At 72.0% G+C, this 18372-nt stretch carries 16 protein-coding genes and 1 riboswitch; of the genes, 12 read left to right on the forward strand and 4 right to left on the reverse strand.

From position 1 onward, the window contains the following. Nucleotides 1-10 precede the first annotated feature (10 nt). On the reverse strand, nucleotides 11-3679 hold the full coding sequence (cobN, locus tag QCZ28_RS06765) for a cobaltochelatase subunit CobN (RefSeq protein WP_279515725.1): 3669 nt from the start codon (nucleotides 3677-3679) through the stop codon (nucleotides 11-13). Between the two features lie 312 nt (nucleotides 3680-3991). Then, a riboswitch (cobalamin riboswitch) is annotated at nucleotides 3992-4121 on the reverse strand. Nucleotides 4122-4462: 341 nt separating this feature from the next. Between cobN and QCZ28_RS06770 the strand changes: the two genes are divergently transcribed. Continuing rightward, the gene (locus QCZ28_RS06770; RefSeq protein WP_279515726.1) at nucleotides 4463-5179 is read left to right on the forward strand and encodes an MBL fold metallo-hydrolase; all 717 of its coding nucleotides are present in this window, start codon (nucleotides 4463-4465) and stop codon (nucleotides 5177-5179) included. Between the two features lie 2 nt (nucleotides 5180-5181). Here QCZ28_RS06770 and QCZ28_RS06775 read toward each other — a convergent pair whose 3' ends face one another. Further along, entirely contained in the window at nucleotides 5182-5517 is a 336-nt protein-coding gene (locus QCZ28_RS06775; RefSeq protein WP_279515727.1) for a hypothetical protein, read from the reverse strand. A 136-nt stretch (nucleotides 5518-5653) separates the two neighbouring features. On the opposite strand from QCZ28_RS06775, the gene QCZ28_RS06780 reads away from it, so the two are divergent. The 10 genes from QCZ28_RS06780 to QCZ28_RS06820 all read left to right on the forward strand — a co-directional run bounded on the left by QCZ28_RS06780 (nucleotide 5654) and on the right by QCZ28_RS06820 (nucleotide 14823). After that, complete coding sequence (locus tag QCZ28_RS06780; RefSeq protein ID WP_279515728.1) at nucleotides 5654-6226, forward strand: RNA polymerase sigma factor; 573 nt, start codon at nucleotides 5654-5656, stop codon at nucleotides 6224-6226. Then, nucleotides 6219-6938 carry a hypothetical protein gene (locus QCZ28_RS06785; RefSeq protein ID WP_279515729.1) on the forward strand — a complete coding sequence of 240 codons (720 nt, stop codon included), beginning with the start codon at nucleotides 6219-6221 and terminating at the stop codon, nucleotides 6936-6938. Before QCZ28_RS06780 ends, QCZ28_RS06785 begins: the two co-directional genes overlap by 8 nt. A gap of 102 nt (nucleotides 6939-7040) precedes the next feature. Continuing rightward, nucleotides 7041-7553, forward strand: coding sequence for a hypothetical protein (locus tag QCZ28_RS06790; protein ID WP_279515730.1), 513 nt, complete (start codon nucleotides 7041-7043; stop codon nucleotides 7551-7553). A 30-nt stretch (nucleotides 7554-7583) separates the two neighbouring features. Continuing rightward, entirely contained in the window at nucleotides 7584-8249 is a 666-nt protein-coding gene (locus QCZ28_RS06795; RefSeq protein ID WP_279515731.1) for a hypothetical protein, read from the forward strand. A 279-nt stretch (nucleotides 8250-8528) separates the two neighbouring features. Continuing rightward, nucleotides 8529-11675, forward strand: a complete 3147-nt coding sequence (gene ileS, locus QCZ28_RS06800; protein WP_279515732.1) for an isoleucine--tRNA ligase — start codon at nucleotides 8529-8531, stop codon at nucleotides 11673-11675. 157 nt (nucleotides 11676-11832) lie between these two features. Further along, a complete protein-coding gene (locus tag QCZ28_RS06805) occupies nucleotides 11833-12012 on the forward strand; it encodes a TetR family transcriptional regulator (RefSeq protein WP_279515733.1) in 180 nt (59 codons plus the stop codon). Between the two features lie 50 nt (nucleotides 12013-12062). After that, nucleotides 12063-12386, forward strand: a complete 324-nt coding sequence (locus QCZ28_RS34495) for a hypothetical protein (RefSeq protein WP_347815091.1) — start codon at nucleotides 12063-12065, stop codon at nucleotides 12384-12386. A 282-nt stretch (nucleotides 12387-12668) separates the two neighbouring features. Beyond that, nucleotides 12669-13295, forward strand: coding sequence for a GPP34 family phosphoprotein (locus QCZ28_RS06810; protein ID WP_279515734.1), 627 nt, complete (start codon nucleotides 12669-12671; stop codon nucleotides 13293-13295). Nucleotides 13296-13620: 325 nt separating this feature from the next. Beyond that, complete coding sequence (locus tag QCZ28_RS06815) at nucleotides 13621-14034, forward strand: Rid family hydrolase (protein ID WP_279515735.1); 414 nt, start codon at nucleotides 13621-13623, stop codon at nucleotides 14032-14034. A gap of 291 nt (nucleotides 14035-14325) precedes the next feature. Next, nucleotides 14326-14823, forward strand: a complete 498-nt coding sequence (locus QCZ28_RS06820; RefSeq protein ID WP_279515736.1) for a MarR family transcriptional regulator — start codon at nucleotides 14326-14328, stop codon at nucleotides 14821-14823. 86 nt (nucleotides 14824-14909) lie between these two features. Here QCZ28_RS06820 and QCZ28_RS06825 read toward each other — a convergent pair whose 3' ends face one another. Together QCZ28_RS06825 and QCZ28_RS06830 are read right to left on the reverse strand one after the other, a co-directional pair. Beyond that, nucleotides 14910-15812 (reverse strand): aldo/keto reductase, encoded by a 903-nt coding sequence (locus QCZ28_RS06825; RefSeq protein WP_279515737.1) that lies wholly within the window; start codon nucleotides 15810-15812, stop codon nucleotides 14910-14912. 73 nt (nucleotides 15813-15885) lie between these two features. Further along, nucleotides 15886-17139 (reverse strand): MFS transporter, encoded by a 1254-nt coding sequence (locus tag QCZ28_RS06830; RefSeq protein ID WP_279515738.1) that lies wholly within the window; start codon nucleotides 17137-17139, stop codon nucleotides 15886-15888. Between the two features lie 160 nt (nucleotides 17140-17299). Here QCZ28_RS06830 and QCZ28_RS06835 point away from each other — a divergent pair, with 160 nt between their 5' ends. Beyond that, entirely contained in the window at nucleotides 17300-18289 is a 990-nt protein-coding gene (locus QCZ28_RS06835; protein WP_279515739.1) for a LacI family DNA-binding transcriptional regulator, read from the forward strand. The last annotated feature ends 83 nt before the right edge of the window (nucleotides 18290-18372 follow it).

An 18372-nucleotide genomic window follows, 5' to 3' on the forward strand; every position in this document is an offset into this window, starting at 1 on the left:
CTCCTCGCGCTCACACCCGCTCCTCCAGGTCGCCCTCGCTGGCCAGGTACGTGTCGCGCAGCCGGTCGAGGGTGCTCGGCTCCGGTGCAGCCCACAGCCCCCGGTCGGCGGCCTCCAACAGCCGCTCGGTGATGCCACGCAGCGCCCACGGGTTGGACCGCTCCAGGAACTCCCGGGTGGTGTCGTCGAAGAGATACGCGGCGGCGAGGTGCTCGTACATCCAGTCGTCGACGACACCGGCGGTGGCGTCGTAGCCGAACAGGTAGTCCACTGTGGCCGCCAGCTCGAACGCGCCCTTGTAGCCGTGCCGGCGCATCGCGGCGATCCACTTCGGGTTGACCACCCGGGCCCGGAACACCCGCCGGGTCTCCTCGCCCAACGTGCGGGTGCGCACGTCGTGCGGCATCGCCGAGTCACCCACGTACGCCGCCGGTGACGTGCCGGTGAGGTGGCGGACCATCGCCACCATCCCGCCGTGGTACTGGAAGTAGTCGTCGGAGTCGACGATGTCGTGCTCGCGGGTGTCCTGGTTCTTCACCGCCACCGCGATCCGGGCGAACGAGCGTTCCATGTCGGCGCGCGCCTCCCGCCCGTCCAGGCCCCGGCCGTACGCGTAGCCGCCCCACACCGCGTACACCTCGGCCAGGTCGGCGTCGCTGCGCCAGGTCCGGGCGTCGATCAGGGGCAGCAGCCCCGCGCCGTACGCGCCCGGCTTGGAGCCGAAGATCCGGGCGGTGGCCCGCCGCTCGTCGCCGTGCTCGGCGAGGTCGGCGGCGACGTGCGCGCGCAGGTAGTTCTCCTCGTCCGGCTCCTCCAGGGCGGCGACCCGCCGGACGGCGTCGTCGAGCAGCGCCACGACGTGCGGGAACGCGTCGCGGAAGAAACCGGAGATGCGCACCGTGACGTCGACGCGCGGCCGGCCCAGCTCGGCGGTCGGCACCACCTCGATGCCGGTGACCCGCCGGGACCTGTCGTCCCAGACCGGCCGGCAGCCCAGCAACGCGAGCACCTCGGCGATGTCGTCACCCTGGGTCCGCATGGCGCTGGTGCCCCACACCGTCAACCCCACCGACCGGGGGTACCCGCCGGTGTCGGCGAGGTGCCGGGCCAGCAGCGAGTCGGCGAGGGCCACCCCGACGTCCCAGGCGTTGCGGCTGGGGATGGCCTTCGGGTCGACGGAGTAGAAGTTACGGCCGGTGGGCAGCACGTTGACCAGGCCCCGGGTGGGTGAGCCGGACGGGCCGGGCGGCACGAACCTCCCGTCGAGCGCGCCGAGGGTGTGGGTCAGCTCGTCGGTGGTCCGGTCGAGGCGGGGCACCAGTTCGGTGGCGGCGAAGCGCAGTACCGCGGCGGCGTCCGGGATCGGTTGCCCGGTCACCTCCGCCACCACGGCGTCGGCGGTGTCCGCTGCCCAGCCCCGGGTCTCCATGCCGACGACCAGCCGCCGCGCGAGGGCTTCGATGAGGTCGACCGCGTCGGCGGCGGTGCCGGCCGGCCCGTCCACCACATCGGTCAGCGCCGTGGGCAGCGCCAGTCGCTGTCCCGGCGTCGCGAGCAGTTCCTGCTCGTCGAGCCCGAACGCGACGGCGAGGGCCTGCCGCAGGCCGGGCAGTGCGCGGGCGCCGCCCCAGATCTGCGGGGCGCGCAGCACCGCGAGGACCAGGTTGACCCGTGCCTCGCCGGTGGGCGCGTCGGCGAGGATGTGCAGTCCGTCGCGGATCTGCACGTCCTTGACCTCGCAGAGGTACCCGTCGAGGTGCAGCACGAAGTCGTCGAAGTCGTCCGGGTCGGGCATCGCCTCGGCGTGCAGGTCGTGGTGCAGCTCGGCGGCGCGCACCAGGTCCCAGATCTGGGCCCGTACGGTGGGCACCTTGGCCGGGTCGAGGGCCTGCACGGTGGCGTACTCGTCGAGCAGTTGCTCCAGTTTGGCCAGGTCGCCGTAGGTTTCGGCGCGGGCCATCGGCGGGACCAGGTGGTCGACGACCACGGCGTGCGCCCGCCGTTTGGCCTGGGTGCCCTCGCCGGGGTCGTTGACGATGAACGGGTACACCAGCGGCAGGTCGCCGAGGACCGCGTCGGGCGCGCAGTCGGCGGCCAGGCCGAGGCCCTTGCCGGGCAGCCACTCCAGGGTGCCGTGCTTGCCGAGGTGCACCACGGCGTCCGCGCCGAAGCCGCCGTCCGCGACCGGCGCGGTCAACCAGCGGTACGCGGCCAGGTAGTGGTGACTCGGTGGCAGGTCCGGGTCGTGGTAGATGGCGATCGGGTTCTCCCCGAAGCCGCGCGGCGGCTGGATCAGCAGCACCACGTTGCCGAAGCGCAGCCCGGCGAGCACGACGTCGCCGCCGTCGGTGTACAGCTCGCCGGGCGGCTCACCCCAGTGTTCAGTGATCCGCTCGCGCAGCTCGGCCGGGACCTGGTCGAACCAGCGCCGGTAGGTCTGCCCCGGTACCCGCGCCTCGGCGCCGGCCAGCTGCTCGGGGGTGAGCCACTCCACGTCGTGGCCACCGGCGGCGATCAGCGCGTGGATGAGCGCGTCGCCGTCGGTGGGCACCGGGCCGTCGCCCAGGTGGTAGCCGGCGTCCGCGAGCGCGGCGAACAGCCGCACCGCCGACGCCGGGGTGTCCAGGCCGACCGCGTTGCCGACCCGGGAGTGCTTCGTCGGGTACGAGCTGAGCACCACCGCGACACGCTTGTCGGCGGCCGGCACGTACCGCAGCCGGGCGTGGCGCACCGCGATCCCGGCGACCCGGGCGGCCCGCTCGGGGTCGGCGGCGTAGACCGAGAGCCCGTCGGCGTCGATCTGCTTGAACGAGAACGGCACGGTGACGATCCGGCCGTCGAACTCGGGGATGGCCACCTGCATGGCGGCGTCCAACGGGGACAGCCCGGCGTCGCTGTCGGCCCACTGCGCCCGGGTGCTGGTGAGGCAGAGCGCCTGGATGACCGGCACGTCCAGGGCGGCCAGTGCGCCGACGTCCCAGGCATCCTCGTCGCCGCCGCCGGAGGCGTCGGCGGCGACCGCACCGCCGGCCGCGAGCACGGTGACCAGCAGCGCGTCACAGCGGGCGAAGAGCCCGAGCGGGCCGGCGTCGGCGGTCAGCCCGCGCAGGGAGCCGCAGAAGATCGGCAGCGGGTTGCCGCCGGCCGCCCGGACCGCCTCGACCAGCACGTCGATGAAGCCGGTGTTGCCGGCGAGGGCGTGTGCCCGGTAGAAGACGATTCCCACTGTGGGCCGGTACGGGTCGGCCAGGTGCGCGCCGTGCACCCCGTACGCCGGGGTACGCGCGGGCGGGGCGAACCCCTCGCCGGTGAGCAGCACCGTGTCGGAGAGGAACCGCGCCAACTGTCCCAGGTTGTCCGGGCCGCCCTCGACCAGGTACGCCAGCGCCTGGGTCGCGACACCGGACGGCACTGTGGAACTGGCCATCAGCTCCGCGTCGGGTGTCGCCTCGCCGCCGAGCACCACCGTGGGCACGCCGGTGGCGAGCACCGTGGCGAGGCCGTCGGGCCACGCCTGCCGGCCGCCGAGCAGGCGTACGACGACGAGGGCGACCCCGTCGAGCAGGGCGGGCACCTCCTCGAGGGTGACCCGCGCGGGGTTGGCCAACCGGTAGTCGGCGCCGCTGGCGCGGGCGGCCAGCAGGTCGGTGTCGGCGGTGGAGAGCAGCAGGATGCGCACGGCAGGCTCCGGAAAGTGACGTCGACGCGCTCGCCGAGGCGAACTGGCGACGTGGGATGGGCGCGGGGTTCAGCAGGCACCGCGACCCGGGCGGCTCACCGGCGCGGGGCCGACGGCGACGGGTGGCGCGGTGGGGAACTCAGCGGTGAACGGCGCGGGAGCGTGCGGATGCCGGCGCGTCGGTGCGGCCGGGTCGGGGCGCGGCGGGGCGTCCGCCGCTCGGTTCGCGACGGTGATCGTCGGTCACAGAGACGCCATGCGTCATCGGGTCCTCCTCGGGTGTCCACGCCCTGGGGTACGTCCCGACGGCCGAAGTATCCTGGCTTCCGGATCGACGCTCTCCCCCGGCCTTCCAACCGCAGACACACGGCCGTGACTCACGAGGGGGGATCGCTCCCCGGTGACAGTGGCGGGACCGCGTCGGATTCGCACCGACTTCCTTCACTGCCGTCAGGCTGCGAATGCTGCCACACCCCCGCGCCGCCGGTCAACGCCGGCTCCAGCGCCGCCAGGCGGGTGCTGTTCATCGAGTTTCACCGATTGGTGCGACCTCCCACCCGCACGTCGCAATGCCCCGCATCAATGCCACTCTCCCTTTGCTCTGCTTACCTATGTGCACCAGTCACTCTCCGTGCCCGGTGCCCATAGGTAAGCAGAGCAAAGGGATGACGCACCTACCCTGGCCTGCGCCGATCGTCCGGCGGGCGTTGGCAGACGGCGCCCTGGCCTAGGATCGGCGAACGCCACACCAGTGTCCGTGATCAATCTCGGAGGTCGATCACCATGGTCGCCCCGCAGTTCCACCACCTGGCCGGCCGGGTCTGGCTCTGCCCGGGCGATCCCGACCCGGAGGCGGTCCAGGCTGGCGTCGCCTTCGTCGCCGACGAACGCGGCAGTGTGATGATCGACGCCGGGCAGAGCCCCGCGCACGCCCGCGAGATCCGGGCCGCGTTGACCGCCGCCGGCCTGCCGCAGCCGCGCTGGCTGGTCTACACCCATCACCACTGGGACCACGTCTGGGGCGCCTGCGCCTGGCCCGCGGTGGAGATCGTCGCGCACGATGCGGCCGTGCCGTTGCTGCGCGCCGAAGCCGCCCGGCCGTGGAGTCACCGCTACCTGGACGAACAGATACGCGCCGATCCTCGCCTCGGCCCGAGCTTCCGGGCCCGCGCACGCGCGATCGACTCCTGGACGGACTTCGTCGTCCTGCCGCCGACCCGGACCTTCGCCGACGTCGACGAACTGCCGGCCGGAGTCGGGCTACGCCACGTCGGCGGTGGGCACGCGCCGGACTCGACCGTCGTGCTGGTGCCGGACTCGGGCGTCATGCTGCTGGGCGACTGCTTCTACCCGCCGCCGGCACACCTGCGCCGACCCGACGACGGCCCCGACCTGGGCCTGGTCCGCCGACTGCTCCAGGACGACTACCTGTGGTACGTCTCCAGCCACGCCGAACCGATGACGGCCGAGCAGGCCCGGTCAGCCGTCGAGGCCGCCTGACCTCAGCGGGCGTGACGTTCCGGGTGGGCTCGACTCCAGGTCCGCATCCGCTCCGGGTAGCCGGTGCGCGCCGCCTCGTACAACGGCACCGCGTGCTTGCGGGCGATGGCCCCGGCCGCGCGGGGCGTTCCGGTACGGCGACGGATCCACTCGCCGTCGTGGGCGATCGCCACGACCGTGGTGTCCGTGGCGGTCGTCTCCGGCTCCAGGTAGAACTCCACCCCGCGCCGGCTGGCGACGAACTCCTCCAGCGCCGCGAGGTCGTCGCGGGTCGCCTCCCGGTCCAGCTTCGTCGGGGTCGTCTCGGCACCCCGTGACCGGCGATTGAACCAGCTCATGCCCCGCCCCTCTCCTCGACGCCCCTCCAGTGCAGCACCGATTCCTGGCAAAACCCTGCACGCCCGGTGGGAGAGAGCTGACCCGGGGCGGAAGTCCGGGTGGAACCCGCGGCGGGTGGGCGGTGTCATGTGGGTGATGCGAACGGAGGCTGCCCTGGACGACGAGGCGCTCGTCACCCGCGCTCGCGGCGGTGACCTGGAGGCGTACGACCTCCTGGTCGCCCGGCACACCGCGTCCGCGTACCGGACGGCGGTGCTGCTCGGCGCCGGCTCGGACTCCGAGGACGTCATCCAGGAGGCGTTCGTGAAGGCGTACCGGAAGCTGTCCCGTTACCGGGGCGAGGCGGCCTTCCGGTCGTGGCTGCTGGCGATCGTCGCCAACGAGACCCGCAACCTGCACCGCTCCCGGGGCCGGCGCGACGGGCTCGTGCTGCGGGCGGCGGCAGCGGACCCCACGTCCGAGGTCGCCGAGGATGACGCGGTCGGCGCGGTCCTCGCCGGGGAGCGCCGGGCGTCGCTGGTGCGGGCCCTACGGCAACTGCCGGTACGCGACCGCGAGGTGATCGTCTGCCGGTTCTTCCTCGATCTCAGCGAGGAGGAGACGGTGGCGACGCTGGGCTGGCCCCGGGGCACTGTGAAGTCGCGCACCTCCAGGGCGCTGGCGAAGCTTCGCACCCTGCTCGACCGGGAGGAGGTCCGACATGGGTGACCTCGAACGGGAACTGCGGGACCTGTCCACCTGGCTGGACACACCCGACCCGCCCGACGTGGGCGCCCGCGTCCGCGTCCGACTCAGCACGCCCGCGCCCCGGCGGCGCCGGTGGCGTTCGCTCGCCGCGGTGGCGCTCGTCACAGTGCTGGTGGCGGTGCTGCCGCCGACCCGGGCCGCCATCGCCGACGTCGTCACCGGGCTGTTGCGCTTCGCCGGTGTCAGCATCGCCACCTCGCCCGCCCCGACGCCACCCGGTGCGACCGCGTCGCCGATACCCGGGCAGCGGGTCGTCGCCCTGGACGAGGCTCAGCGGGCGGTACGGTTTCCGATCCGCCTGCCGGCGAAGCTGGGACCACCCGAGCGGGTGCTGGTCGCCGACCCGGACGCGACCGGCAGGTACCGGGTGGCGACGCTGCTCTACGAGGGGGGCGCGCTGCGCGTCGACGCGTTCGACGGTCACCTCGACCTGGCCTTCCACAAGGAGGTCACCCCGCCGGGCGCGAACTGGGTCCAGGTCAACGGCGACTTCGCCGTGTGGGTCGACGGCCCGCACGTGCTGTCCTACGTGGACCGGGCGGGCGGGATCCGCCGGGAGACCGCCCGACTCGCCGCCGCCACCCTGATCTGGCAGGACAACGAGGTGAGCTACCGGCTGGAGGGCCACCTCACCAGGTCCGAGGCCATCGAGATCGCCCGCTCGCTGCGCTGAGGGAACCGGGCCGGCCCGGGCGGTGTCCTGAAGACACGACGATTCGCCGTCGCCCGGTCTGTTCCAGCCCGAGGTGGCGGCCGGTGTACCGGAGGAGCACGGATGGGTTCACGGGGTACGTTGACGCTGGTGTCATCGGTGGTCCTGGTGGCGGGGTGCACGGCCACGACCAGCGGCGGGTCGGCCGCACCGGCTGCCACGACCGCCACCACGGCGAGCGCCGCGACGGGCTGCGGCTCGCGGGTCGAGACCGGGCCGCTGCCGGACTGGGCGGACGCCGGATTCAGCGGGGACGCGCGGGTTCCGCACGTCTTCGGCGCGAAGGGCGACATCGTGGCGGTGCTGTTCGCCCATCCGCTGCGGCAGGTCCGCGACGACGGGTCGAACAACAAGATCCTCTGGGTGGCCCGCGCCGCCACGACCTCGCCCGACCCGGTCGCACCGGCAACCCTGGTGATCACCGCGAGGTTGGACGGCACCGACACGCAGGTGATCCGGGAGGTCCCCGGCGGCCCCGGTCCGTCGATCATCGACCTGCCCCGGGCCGGGTGCTGGCGTCTCGACCTGAGCTGGTCCGGGCACACCGACACGATGGACCTGACCTACGCGCGGTGAGCGGCACGCGGGCCGCCTAGGCTGCCTGGCGTGCGGGACGACGAGCGGGTGGCGGCGGCCCGCAACAACGCCGAGTGGTGCGACATCGTCTGCGGCAGCCACGGGCTGCCCGGCCGTACCGACGCCGACGCCTGGTCGGTTCCGCGCCGGTCGCCGCAGTGGTACCCGGACGCGGTCACCCTGCGACCGGGCGTCGACGTCGAGGCTCTGCTGGCGCGGTTGGACGCGGGGCCCGGCGCGTCGGTGAAGGACAGCTTCGCCGATCTCGACCTGTCCGGGTACGGGTTCCGGGTGCTCTTCGACGCGCAGTGGATCCAGCGGCAACCGGCCCCGCCACCGGTCGACGCCCCCCTCGACCGGGTCAGCACCCCCGACGAGCTGGCGTCCTGGGCGGCGGCACACGGCGGTGGGGCCCTCTTCCGCCCCGCGCTGCTGGCCGACCCCCGGGTGCTGGTGCTCGCTCGCCACGACGATCGGGGGGTGCTCACCGGCGGGGCGGTGCTCAGCGGCGACGGCCCGTACGGCGTCTCCAACCTGTTCACCCGCACCGGCACCGCCCACGACGTCTGGCGCGCGGTGTGCGCCACGGTGCCCGACGCGCCGCTGGTCGGCTACGAAACCACCCAGGACCTGTCACCGGCGCTTCGCGCGGGCTTCACCACCACCGGTCCGCTGCGCGTCTGGTGGCACGGCTAGCACTCCGGCCCCGAGCCCCGCGCACGGACAGCTATGCTGGGCGGCATCGGCACCGATCCGGCCATCACCGGGGAGCCTCCGGAAGAACGGGCAGCCTGACCGCCTCAGTAGAACCGGACGCAGCGGCACGTCACGTCGCAGAATTGAGCGGCGCCCGCACCATCGAGGCGCAAGCGGGGTGGTACCGCGGAGTCCTGGCCATACGCCCGGCGCTTCGTCCCCGCGTGGGCAGTGAGCTGATGCCCGCGTGAGCGGATGTGGAGTGTAGGGAGAGCGTCGGTGCCGGACGGTCCGTCGAAGTCGCCATTCGTGCCACTACCCACCAAGATCGACTTCGCGGTGCTGGACCGTGCGGTCATCGAGTGGTGGCAGGCCAACTCGGTGTTCAGCCGGAGTCTGGAGCAGACGGCCGACGGCACCCCGTGGGTGTTCTACGAGGGACCACCGACCGCCAACGGCACGCCGGGCACCCACCACATCGAGGCGCGGGTCTTCAAGGACCTCTTTCCCCGGTACCGGACGATGCGCGGCTTCTCGGTGCCGCGCCGCGCCGGCTGGGACTGTCACGGCCTGCCGGTCGAGCTGGCGGTCGAGAAGGAACTGGGGCTCGGCGGCAAGCCCGACATCGAGAAGATGGGCATCGCGGAGTTCAACGCCCGCTGCCGCACCTCGGTGCTTCGGCACGTCGACGAGTTCGTCCAGCTCAGTGAGCGGATGGGTTACTGGATCGACCTGGAGCACCCGTACCAGACGATGTCACCGGAGTACGTGGACAGCGTCTGGTGGTCACTGAAGCAGATCCACGACGGTGGGCGCCTGGTGGAGGATTTCCGGGTCGCCCCGTACTGCACCCGCGACGGCACGACGCTCTCCGACCACGAGGTGGCGCAGGGGTACGAGACAGTCGTCGACCCCTCCGTGTACGTCCGGTTCCCGGTGCGCGGGGAGGTGGCCGGGCACAGCGGCGTCGACCTGCTGATCTGGACCACCACCCCGTGGACCCTGGTGTCCAACACCGCCGTCGCCGTCCATCCCGGCGTGACGTACGCGGTCGCCCGCACCGGGCAGGGCACCTTCGTCGTCGCCGAACCGCTGGCCCAGCGGGTCCTCGGCGACGAGGCGGAGATCCTGGCGACCGTCGCGGGGTCGGCCCTGGAGGGGTTGCGGTACGAGCGGCCGTTCGACCTGGTGGACATCCCAGACGCGCACCGGGTGGTCCTCGCGGAGTACGTCACGACCGAGGACGGCACCGGCCTGGTGCACCAGGCGCCGGCCTTCGGCGCCGACGACCTCGCCGTCTGCCGCGCGTACGGGTTGCCGCTGGTCAACCCGGTCGCGCCGAACGGGCGGTTCAACGACGACATCGAGCTGGTCGGTGGCGTGTTCTTCAAGGACGCCGACGCGTTGCTCATCGACCGGCTCCGGACCTCGGGTCGACTGTTGCGGCACGAGCCGTTCGAGCACCCCTACCCGCACTGCTGGCGGTGCCACACCCCGCTGATGTACTACGCGCAGCCGTCCTGGTACATCCGGACCACCGAGGTACGCGACGAGCTGACCCGGGAGAACGAGAAGACCAACTGGTTCCCGGAGCACATCAAACACGGCCGGTACGGCGACTGGCTGAAGAACAACATCGACTGGGCGGTGTCCCGTTCCCGGTACTGGGGCACCCCGCTGCCGCTGTGGCGCTGCCCCGACAACCACGTGACCGCTGTCGGTTCCCGCGCGGAGCTCGGCGAGCTGGCCGGCGCCGACCTGTCCGAGCTGGACCCGCACCGCCCGTACGTCGACGAGATCACCCTCGCCTGCCCGGACTGCGGCCGGACCGCCACCCGGGTCCCCGAGGTGATCGACGCCTGGTACGACTCCGGCGCGATGCCGTTCGCGTCGTTGGGCTACCCGCACGTGCCCGGCAGCAAGGAACTCTTCGAGCGCAGCTACCCGGCCCAGTACATCTGCGAGGCGATCGACCAGACGCGGGGCTGGTTCTACACGCTGATGGCGGTGGGCACGCTGGTCTTCGACCGGTCCCCGTACGAGAACGTCGTCTGCCTCGGGCACATCCTGGCCGAGGACGGCCGCAAGATGAGCAAACACCTGGGCAACATCCTGCTGCCGATCCCGTTGATGGACACCCACGGCGCGGACGCGGTGCGCTGGTTCATGGCCTGCTCCGGCTCACCGTGGTCGCCGCGCCGGGTCGGGCCCGGCCCGCTCGACGAGATCGTCCGCAAGGTGCTGATGACCTACTGGAACACCGCGGCGTTCTTCTCCCTCTACGCGGCGAACACGACGTGGGCGCCGCACCTGGCGCAGCCGGTCGCCCAGCGGCCGGTGCTGGACCGGTGGATCGTCGGCGAGGTCCACGCCCTCACGGCCGCCGTGGACGAACGACTGCAGAACTACGACACGGCGCGCGCCGGCCGACTGCTCGCCGACTTCATCGACGACCTGTCCAACTGGTACGTGCGGCGGTCGCGGCAGCGCTTCTGGGAGGGCGACCCCGACGCGCTCACCACCCTGTACGAGTGCCTCGACATCCTCACCCGGCTCCTCGCGCCGTTCATTCCGTTCGTCACGGAGGAGGTGTGGCAGCAGGTCGTCCGGCGGGGGTCGGCGTCAGCCCCGGAGTCGGTGCACCTGGCGACCTGGCCCACCCCCGACCCCACACTGATCAGCACGGAGTTGTCGGCCCAGGTGGCCACGGCGCGGGCGTTGGCGGAGGCGGGCCGCTCCGCGCGTAAGGCGAGCGGTCTGCGGATCCGGCAGCCGTTGAGCCGGGCGCTGGTGGGGCTGCCGGCCGGCACGGTTCTCCCGCAGGCGTTGCTGGACGACATCGGCGACGAGTTGAACGTCAAGGTCCTCGAACCGCTCGATCCACAGAGCGGCGTCATCGACGTGCAGGTCAAGGCGAACTTCCGGACCCTGGGCCGCCGGTTCGGCAACCGCACCCAGCACGTCGCGAAGGCCATCGCCGCTGTGGCCCCCCGGGAGTTGGTCGACGGCGTCCGGGCGAACGGGACGTACCCGCTGTCGGTCGACGGCGCACCGGTCGAGGTCGGCCCGGACGACATCCTGATCACGGAGGTGCCGCGCACCGGTTGGGTGGTGGAGACCCAGCGCGGCGCGACCATCGCGCTGGACACCGAGATCACCCCCGAACTGGCGGCCGAGGGCGTCGCCCGCGACGTCGTGCGCATCGTCCAGCAGGCCCGCCGCGACGCCGACTTCGCGGTATCCGACCGGGTCACCGTGTCGATCGCCGCGCCCCCGGAGGTGGTGGCGGCGATCTCCACGCATCAGTTGCTCATCGCGCACGAGACCCTCGCGCTCCAGCTGACAGTGGTGGACGCGTTGTCGGAGGGTTTCCCCGGCACCGTGGGCAACGGCCACGAGATCGTCGTCCACGTCGTGCGGGCCTAGCCCTTCGGGCGGTGGTCAGCGTCGGCGTGGCCGATCGCCGCGTTGTTCACCAGTATGTCGATGCCGGGTCAACGCTCCGTTCGGCCGACCCGGCGTCCACGCCGGCCCCGAGCCGCTCGGCGTCGTCTGCGACGCCGAGCGCGAACGCGGCGTTCGGTTGCCGCACTTCCTCCTGCTGGCAAGGCGGCACGCGTACGCCTCATCGGTGTGCTCGGACGCCGAGGAGAAGCGACAGCGAATCCTGGCCGCGGCCCGGCGCGCCTTCGCCGAGCAGGGCGAGGACGTCACCATGGCGCGGATCGCCCGCCGTGCCGGTGTGCCCACCGCCACCGTCTAACGGCGCCTTTTTACCCGGGATCGCCTGCTCGCCGACGACTACGCCGACCGGTGGGACGACTGCGCGGCCATGCACGCCGCAGCCCTGCGCGACCCGGATCCGGCGCTCGGGCTGCGGGAACTGACCCGTACTCTCTGCGTCTACCAGGTGCCGGGCCGGGGCTTCACCAGGGCGTACGTCGACGCGGTGGTCGCCGGGCACGGACCGACCACGAGCGCCAGGAGACCGAACGGGTCATCGCCCGGCTGCTGGAGCAGGCGCAGTCGATGGGCACCGTCCGGGCCGACCTGACCGTCGCCGACTTCCGACTGCTGATCGCCGCCCACCACGGCGTCGTCCTAGCCGCCGGACCCGACGTCGCTGCGGACTCCTAACGCTTTCTCTCCCTGGCGCTGCGCTCACTCCAACCCTGACCAACCGCGCGCACCGGAGCGGCCGTCCGGCAGTGGCGCACGCTTCACGTCCGACACATGACGCAGCGTCACTGTTCGTCGGTGCGTCAAGCCCGGACAGTGGCATCGTGACCTAGCTCGGCGCCGTCGCGTCTCTCCCGCAGAACGCGCGTTGCCCTTCGCCGTACCCCTTCAATGAGGAAGATCCACATGATGCCGACCTCCCACCAGAGCGGGTCGAGGCCGACCGTCGACCACCTACCGATGCCGCACCAGCTTTTCCTCCTCAGCATTCAGGCCGAGAAGGGCCGCCTCGACGACGACAGCGAATCGGTACGGGGAACGCTGCTCTCCGCCGCCGCGCTCGCCGAGCTTTGCCTCGCCGGGCTGGTGCACAGCCGCGACGGCAAGGCCGAGCGGACCAACGCCGGGACACCAGCGGCACTCGATCCGTTCCTCGCGGAGGTGCTCGGCGACGTTTCACCGAGCCGTCCGCGAAGCTGGTTCGAGGTGCTGGAGAGCCGATGGAGCAAAGCCGAAGGTACCGTTCGCGACCACCTCGCCGAGGCGGGGCACATCGCGATCGAGCACCGTCAGATCATCGGCCCGATCCGGCGGACGAGGATCGTCGCCACCGATCCCCCGCAGGTCGAGGCGCTGCGAGAGCGAGTCCGCGACGCGGTACGGGCGGGCTCCGAACCCGGATCGGGCCACCAGGAGGCCGTGCTCGCCACCCTGGCGGTCGACGGGCTGGTCGGCACCATGTTCCGGTGGCGCGATCTGAGAACGCACAAGCGCGCCATTCGCGCGCTGGCTGGTCGGATCGACCAGGAAATGCCGGGTCTGCGCAAGGCTCTGACCTATTCCATCGCGGCTCGCCGCAGTGACTGAGCGCAGCAGCTGAACCATCCCTAGCGCCCCCAACGGCACCCGACACAGTGCGCCGGGCCGGCCGCATCAGCCGGTCGCTTCATGCATGAACAAAAATCGTGGTACAGTAACTTCACGCTTGAAGCCAGGAGGTGGGAGCACCAAGCGACGCGTCGGGCCAATCGGCCATTCACTGTCAGTCGTGGTGACTCTACAAGGCGAGGGAACAAATCGCCCATAAATACATTGGGGACCTCGGCATCAGAGTTAACTGCAAGGACAGTGCTATCGATGCTTGAGATCCATCGAACCCCGCAAGATTCAGACGCACGAAGAGGAGATCGATATGAGCAAGCCAGAGTTTTTCGCCACCCCTGGGTACGGCGACACGCAGCTAGCAAACCTGCACTACAGCCAGGCGGTTCGGATCGACAACCGTGTGGAGATCTCGGGTCAGGGAGGCTGGGACGACAACTTTGCCTTCCCCGAAGCCCTCGAAGACGAGATCGTTCGAGCTTTCGACAACGTCGCGCGAACCCTCGCCGAAGCCGGCGCCACGTGGCGTGATGTCGTCTCGGTGGACTCGTTCCACGTCGTCGATTCCTCTGACTTTGACTGGAATGACCACAACCGGGTCATGGTGGAGCAGTTTCGCAAGCGCATGGGCGACCGCGCTCCAATTTGGACCGAGGTCGGTGTCGCGGCCCTCGGGGCACCGGGAATGCGCATCGAGATTCGCGTCGCCGCGATCCTCGGCTAGTACTCCAGCAGGAGATCCGTTCTGACCTGTCGCGACGGTGTGGTTTTGTCCGTGGGCATGGAGCAGCCACCGCCGAGCGTGATCGGGTCGCGTTTCGGCCGGGCGCGAGCGCTGCGCCGCATGACCACCGGGCAGACGGACCCCGCCGTACCGGTCCCGTCGATTTCGTCCGCATCGCCGAAGCCGGTGGGCGATCGAGGAGTGCTTCCAGGTAGTGCTTCATGGGTGAAGTTGACCGTAGCGCAACGTGATTTCAACCGTGAAGTCCATGCATCCCGGTATGGTGGCACCATGGCCAGCACCGCGACCCCGAATCCCGGTAAGGACGTCCCTGACCGGACGCCCTGGCTGACGCCGGACGAGAAGGACGCCTGGAGTGGGTTGGTCTCGCTGGTCCTGCTGCTGCCTGGCCGACTGGAGGCGCCACTGCAACACGCGGCCGGCCTGACCCTCTTCGATTATCTGACGCTCAGCCACATGTCGGAGGCACCGGAGCGCCGCCTGCGGATGAGTGAACTGGCCTACCTGACCAACGGCTCGCTATCCCGCCTGTCCAACGTCGTGAAGCGATTTGAACAGCGCGGGTGGGTGCAGCGCTTCCCCGACCCCGCGGACGGTCGCTACACGATCGCCGCTCTCACGGACACGGGCTACGGCGTCGTCGTCGCGGCCGCACCCACCCACGTACGCTCGGTGCGGCAGTTCGTGCTTGACGCCCTTAGCCCGGCTGACCAGCGCGCGTTGACGCGTATCGCTGGCAGGTTGCGGCGCCATATCGACCTGCCCTAGAAGTGACAGACCCCGACCTGGTCGAAACCCTTGACTGGCTACGCGCCGTCCCCGACCACCAAGATCTACAAGACAGAACCTAGGCCCTACGGCGTGTGGAGACGGGTCAGGTCGTCGGCGGTCAGGCGGAGGGCTCCGGCGGCGATGTTCTGTTCCAGGTGGTGTGGGTCTGCGGTGCCGGGGATGGCCAGCACGTGAGGGCCCTGGTGCAGGGTCCACGCCAGGCGCACCTGGTGCCCGGTGACGCCGTGCGCGCGGGCGACCGCCTCGACGGTCTCGCCCTGCGCGGCGCTCGCGCCCGCCTCCCGACCGGTGCCGGCGAGAGCGAAGAACGGCACGTAGGCGATACCCCGCTCACCGCAGAGCCGGACGAACGGGTCCTGCTCCCGGTAGGCGTCCACGCCGTAGTTGTTCTGCACACAGACCACCGGCGCGATGCCCGCCACCTCGTCCAGCTGCTCCGGCCCGACGTTGGAGAGCCCGAGGTGCCGGATCAGCCCGGCGGCACGCAGCTCGGCGAGCGCGCCGAACCGCTCGGTCAGCGGCACCTCGCCGGGCCCTCGGCCGAGGCGCAGGTTCACCACGTCGAGGTGGTCGCGGCCGAGCCGACGCAGGTTCTCCTCCACCTGAGCGCGCAACTGCGCCGGGGTGAACGCCTCGGTGAAGCCCGCCTCCGGGTCGTACCCGAAGCCGACCTTGGTGGTGATGACCAGGTCCTGGGGGTACGGGGCGAGCGCCGCGCGGATCAGCTCGGTGGCGTAGCGGGCCGGGCCGGTGCCGACCCGCAGGGTTCCGCCGGGCGAGACGTAGAACGCGGCCGTGTCGATGTGGTTGACGCCCAACTCCACGGCCCGACGCAGCACTGCGACGGCCCGGGCCGGGTCGGGGTCGGCGGTGATCCGCATGGAGCCGAAGCCCATCCGGCGCACGGTGCGGTCGCCCAGTGTCCAGGTGCCCGCCGCTGCGGCGGTGATCTCGTCGGTTGGCATCGGGCGACCCTAACCAGCCCGGGTACGTGACGCAGTCGGCCACGCACCCGATACCGCCCGACGGCGGAGTGGGTTAGTTTTTAGGGGCGGACGAGACGGCGTGCGGCGGGCGCAGCACCGGCACCAGCAGCAGTGTCGGCAGCAGCAGCAGTGGCACCACCAGCAGCGCGCGCAGGGTGCCGACCTGATCGCCGACCAGCCCCAGCAACGGCGGGCCGCCGAGGAACGCGGTGTAGCCGATCACCGCGACCACGCTCACCCGCACCGCCGCGTGCGCCTCGTCGTCGGCCGCCGCGCTCATCCCGACCGGGAAGCCCAGCGACGCACCGAGACCCCACAGGGCCACGCCGACGACGGCCACCGGCCCGGAACCCGCCAGCACGGCCAGGCCCGCGCCGAGCGCGGCGAGGCCGATGGTGCCGCTGATCACCGGTACCCGACCCCAGCGGTCCAGCGCGATGGTGCCGGCGGTACGCCCGATGGTCATGCCCACCACGAAGACCGCGAAGACGGCCGCGCCGGCGGCCTCGCTCAGGTCCCGTCCGTCGATGAACGCCACCGCCAACCAGTCGTTGGCAGCGCCCTCGGTGAACGCGGCCACCAGCACGAACAGCCCGATCAGCAGGGTGCGCGGCTCCCGCCAGGCGGCGAGCTGCGCCCGGCGGCGGGCCGCCGGGGTGGCGTCCGCCGGGTCGCCGGTGTGGTCGCTGCCCACCGGCAGGTACGTCCGGGCGGCGAGCGCGGTGCCGGTCAGCACGACCACCGCCACCGCGACGAGGTGCGCGCCGACTGACACGTCGAAGCGGGCCGCCCCTGCGCCGAGCGCCGCGCCGGCGACCGAACCGAGGCTCCACCCCGCGTGGAAACGGGGCATGATCGTCCGGCCGAGCCGCCGCTCCACCGCCGCGCCCTCGATGTTCATCGCCACGTCGCAGGCGCCGGAGCCGTAACCGAGGGCAACCAACCCCAGGGCGACGAGGGCGAACGACCCGGTCATCGTGGCGCCCAGCCCCGCCACGCTCAGGCCGACCGCGACCAACACGGTGGCCATCGTCACGGTGCGGGCCGCACCGAAGCGCTGGGCAAGCAGGCCGGAGGTGGGCATGGCGAGCAGCGCGCCGACGCTCATCGCCAGCAGCAGCAGCCCGAGTCGGCCGGCGGAGAGGTCCAACGCCTCACGGACCGCCGGAACGCGGGAGAACCAGCTGCCGACGGCCAGCCCGTTGAGGGTGAAGGTGGCAGCGACACCATTGCGGGCGAGCCGCACCGTCCGCAGGTTCGGCGCGGCGGTGTCCGGGGCCAGGGGTCGACTGGTGGGGGCGCTCACGAGGGTGGGTCCTCTTTCTCGGGGTGATCTCCTGGCACGATCGCACACCTGAGAGCGCTACCACCACAACCCGGGACCGCCCCTTACCGCAGCTGGTGGGGCCGGGGCATGATGGGCGCAGGCGCTGGTCCGACCGGACGGGCCGCCGCGGGAGGCGACGATGACGACAGCGGCACAGCGACCGGCCACTCTTGAGGACGTGGCCCGGGCCGCCGGGGTGTCCCGGTCCACCGCCTCGCGGGTGATCGCCGGCACGGGGTTCGCGTCACCGGCCGCCCGGGAACAGGTCACCGCTGCCGTCGACCAGCTCGGCTACGTGCCCAACCCGGCCGCCCGGGCGCTGGTCCGCGGCGGCGGCGTCCGACTGGTGGTGGCCGTCCTGGGAACCAGCGCCGCGGTGCTGGACGACCCGTACGTGCACCAGGTGGTCGGCTCGGCCGCCCGGGTGTGCACGCCCGCCGGTGTCGGGGTGGCGCTGCACTGGCTGCCGTTCGGCGACCCCCGCAGCCTCGACCAGATCGGCCGGGATCGCAGCGTGTGCGGGGTGATCCTGGTCAACACCACCGAGGAGCTGCTGGCGGCGGTTCCCCAGTCGCTACGCGGTCGGGTGGTCTCGATCGGCGTCGGCTCGGCCACCGTGCCGTCGTTCGACGTCGACAACGCCGCCGGCTCCGAAGCGGTGCTGCGCCACCTGTACGCCGCGGGTCGCCGCCGTATCGCCATGGTGACCGGCCCCCGATGGCTGCCCTGCGCGCAACGCCCGGTGCAGACGTACCGCCGGCTGATGGCCGAGGCGGGCCTGCCGGAGCGGATCCTGCCCGGGGACTTCCGGGCGGCGCGCGGCCGGACGGCGGCCGGCGAGGCGCTGCACCGCTGGCCGGACATCGACGCGGTCTACGCGATCAGCGACGACACCGCGCTCGGGGTGATCGCGGGCCTGCGGGACGCCGGTGTGCGGGTGCCGGGCGACGTCGCGGTGGCCGGCTTCGACGACATTCCGTTGGCCGGGATGACCGCCCCGGCGCTGACCACGGCGAGTCACCCGGTGGGGCGGATCGCCGTCGCCGCGGCCACCGCTGTGCTCGACGGGCGCCCGGCGGCCCCGGTGACCCTCTTCCCGTCGGCGCTGGTGGCGCGGGCCAGCGCCTGAGTCGACCCCGGGGACCGTCGACGGTTAACCCCGCACGGGCCGGGTAACCGGGGCGGACCTTTCGTCCACCGCGAGGAGCGCCG

Origin of the sequence: Micromonospora sp. DH14 (assembly GCF_029809455.1) — a bacterium.
In the GTDB taxonomy this organism is placed as follows: Bacteria; Actinomycetota; Actinomycetes; order Mycobacteriales; family Micromonosporaceae; genus Micromonospora; species Micromonospora parva.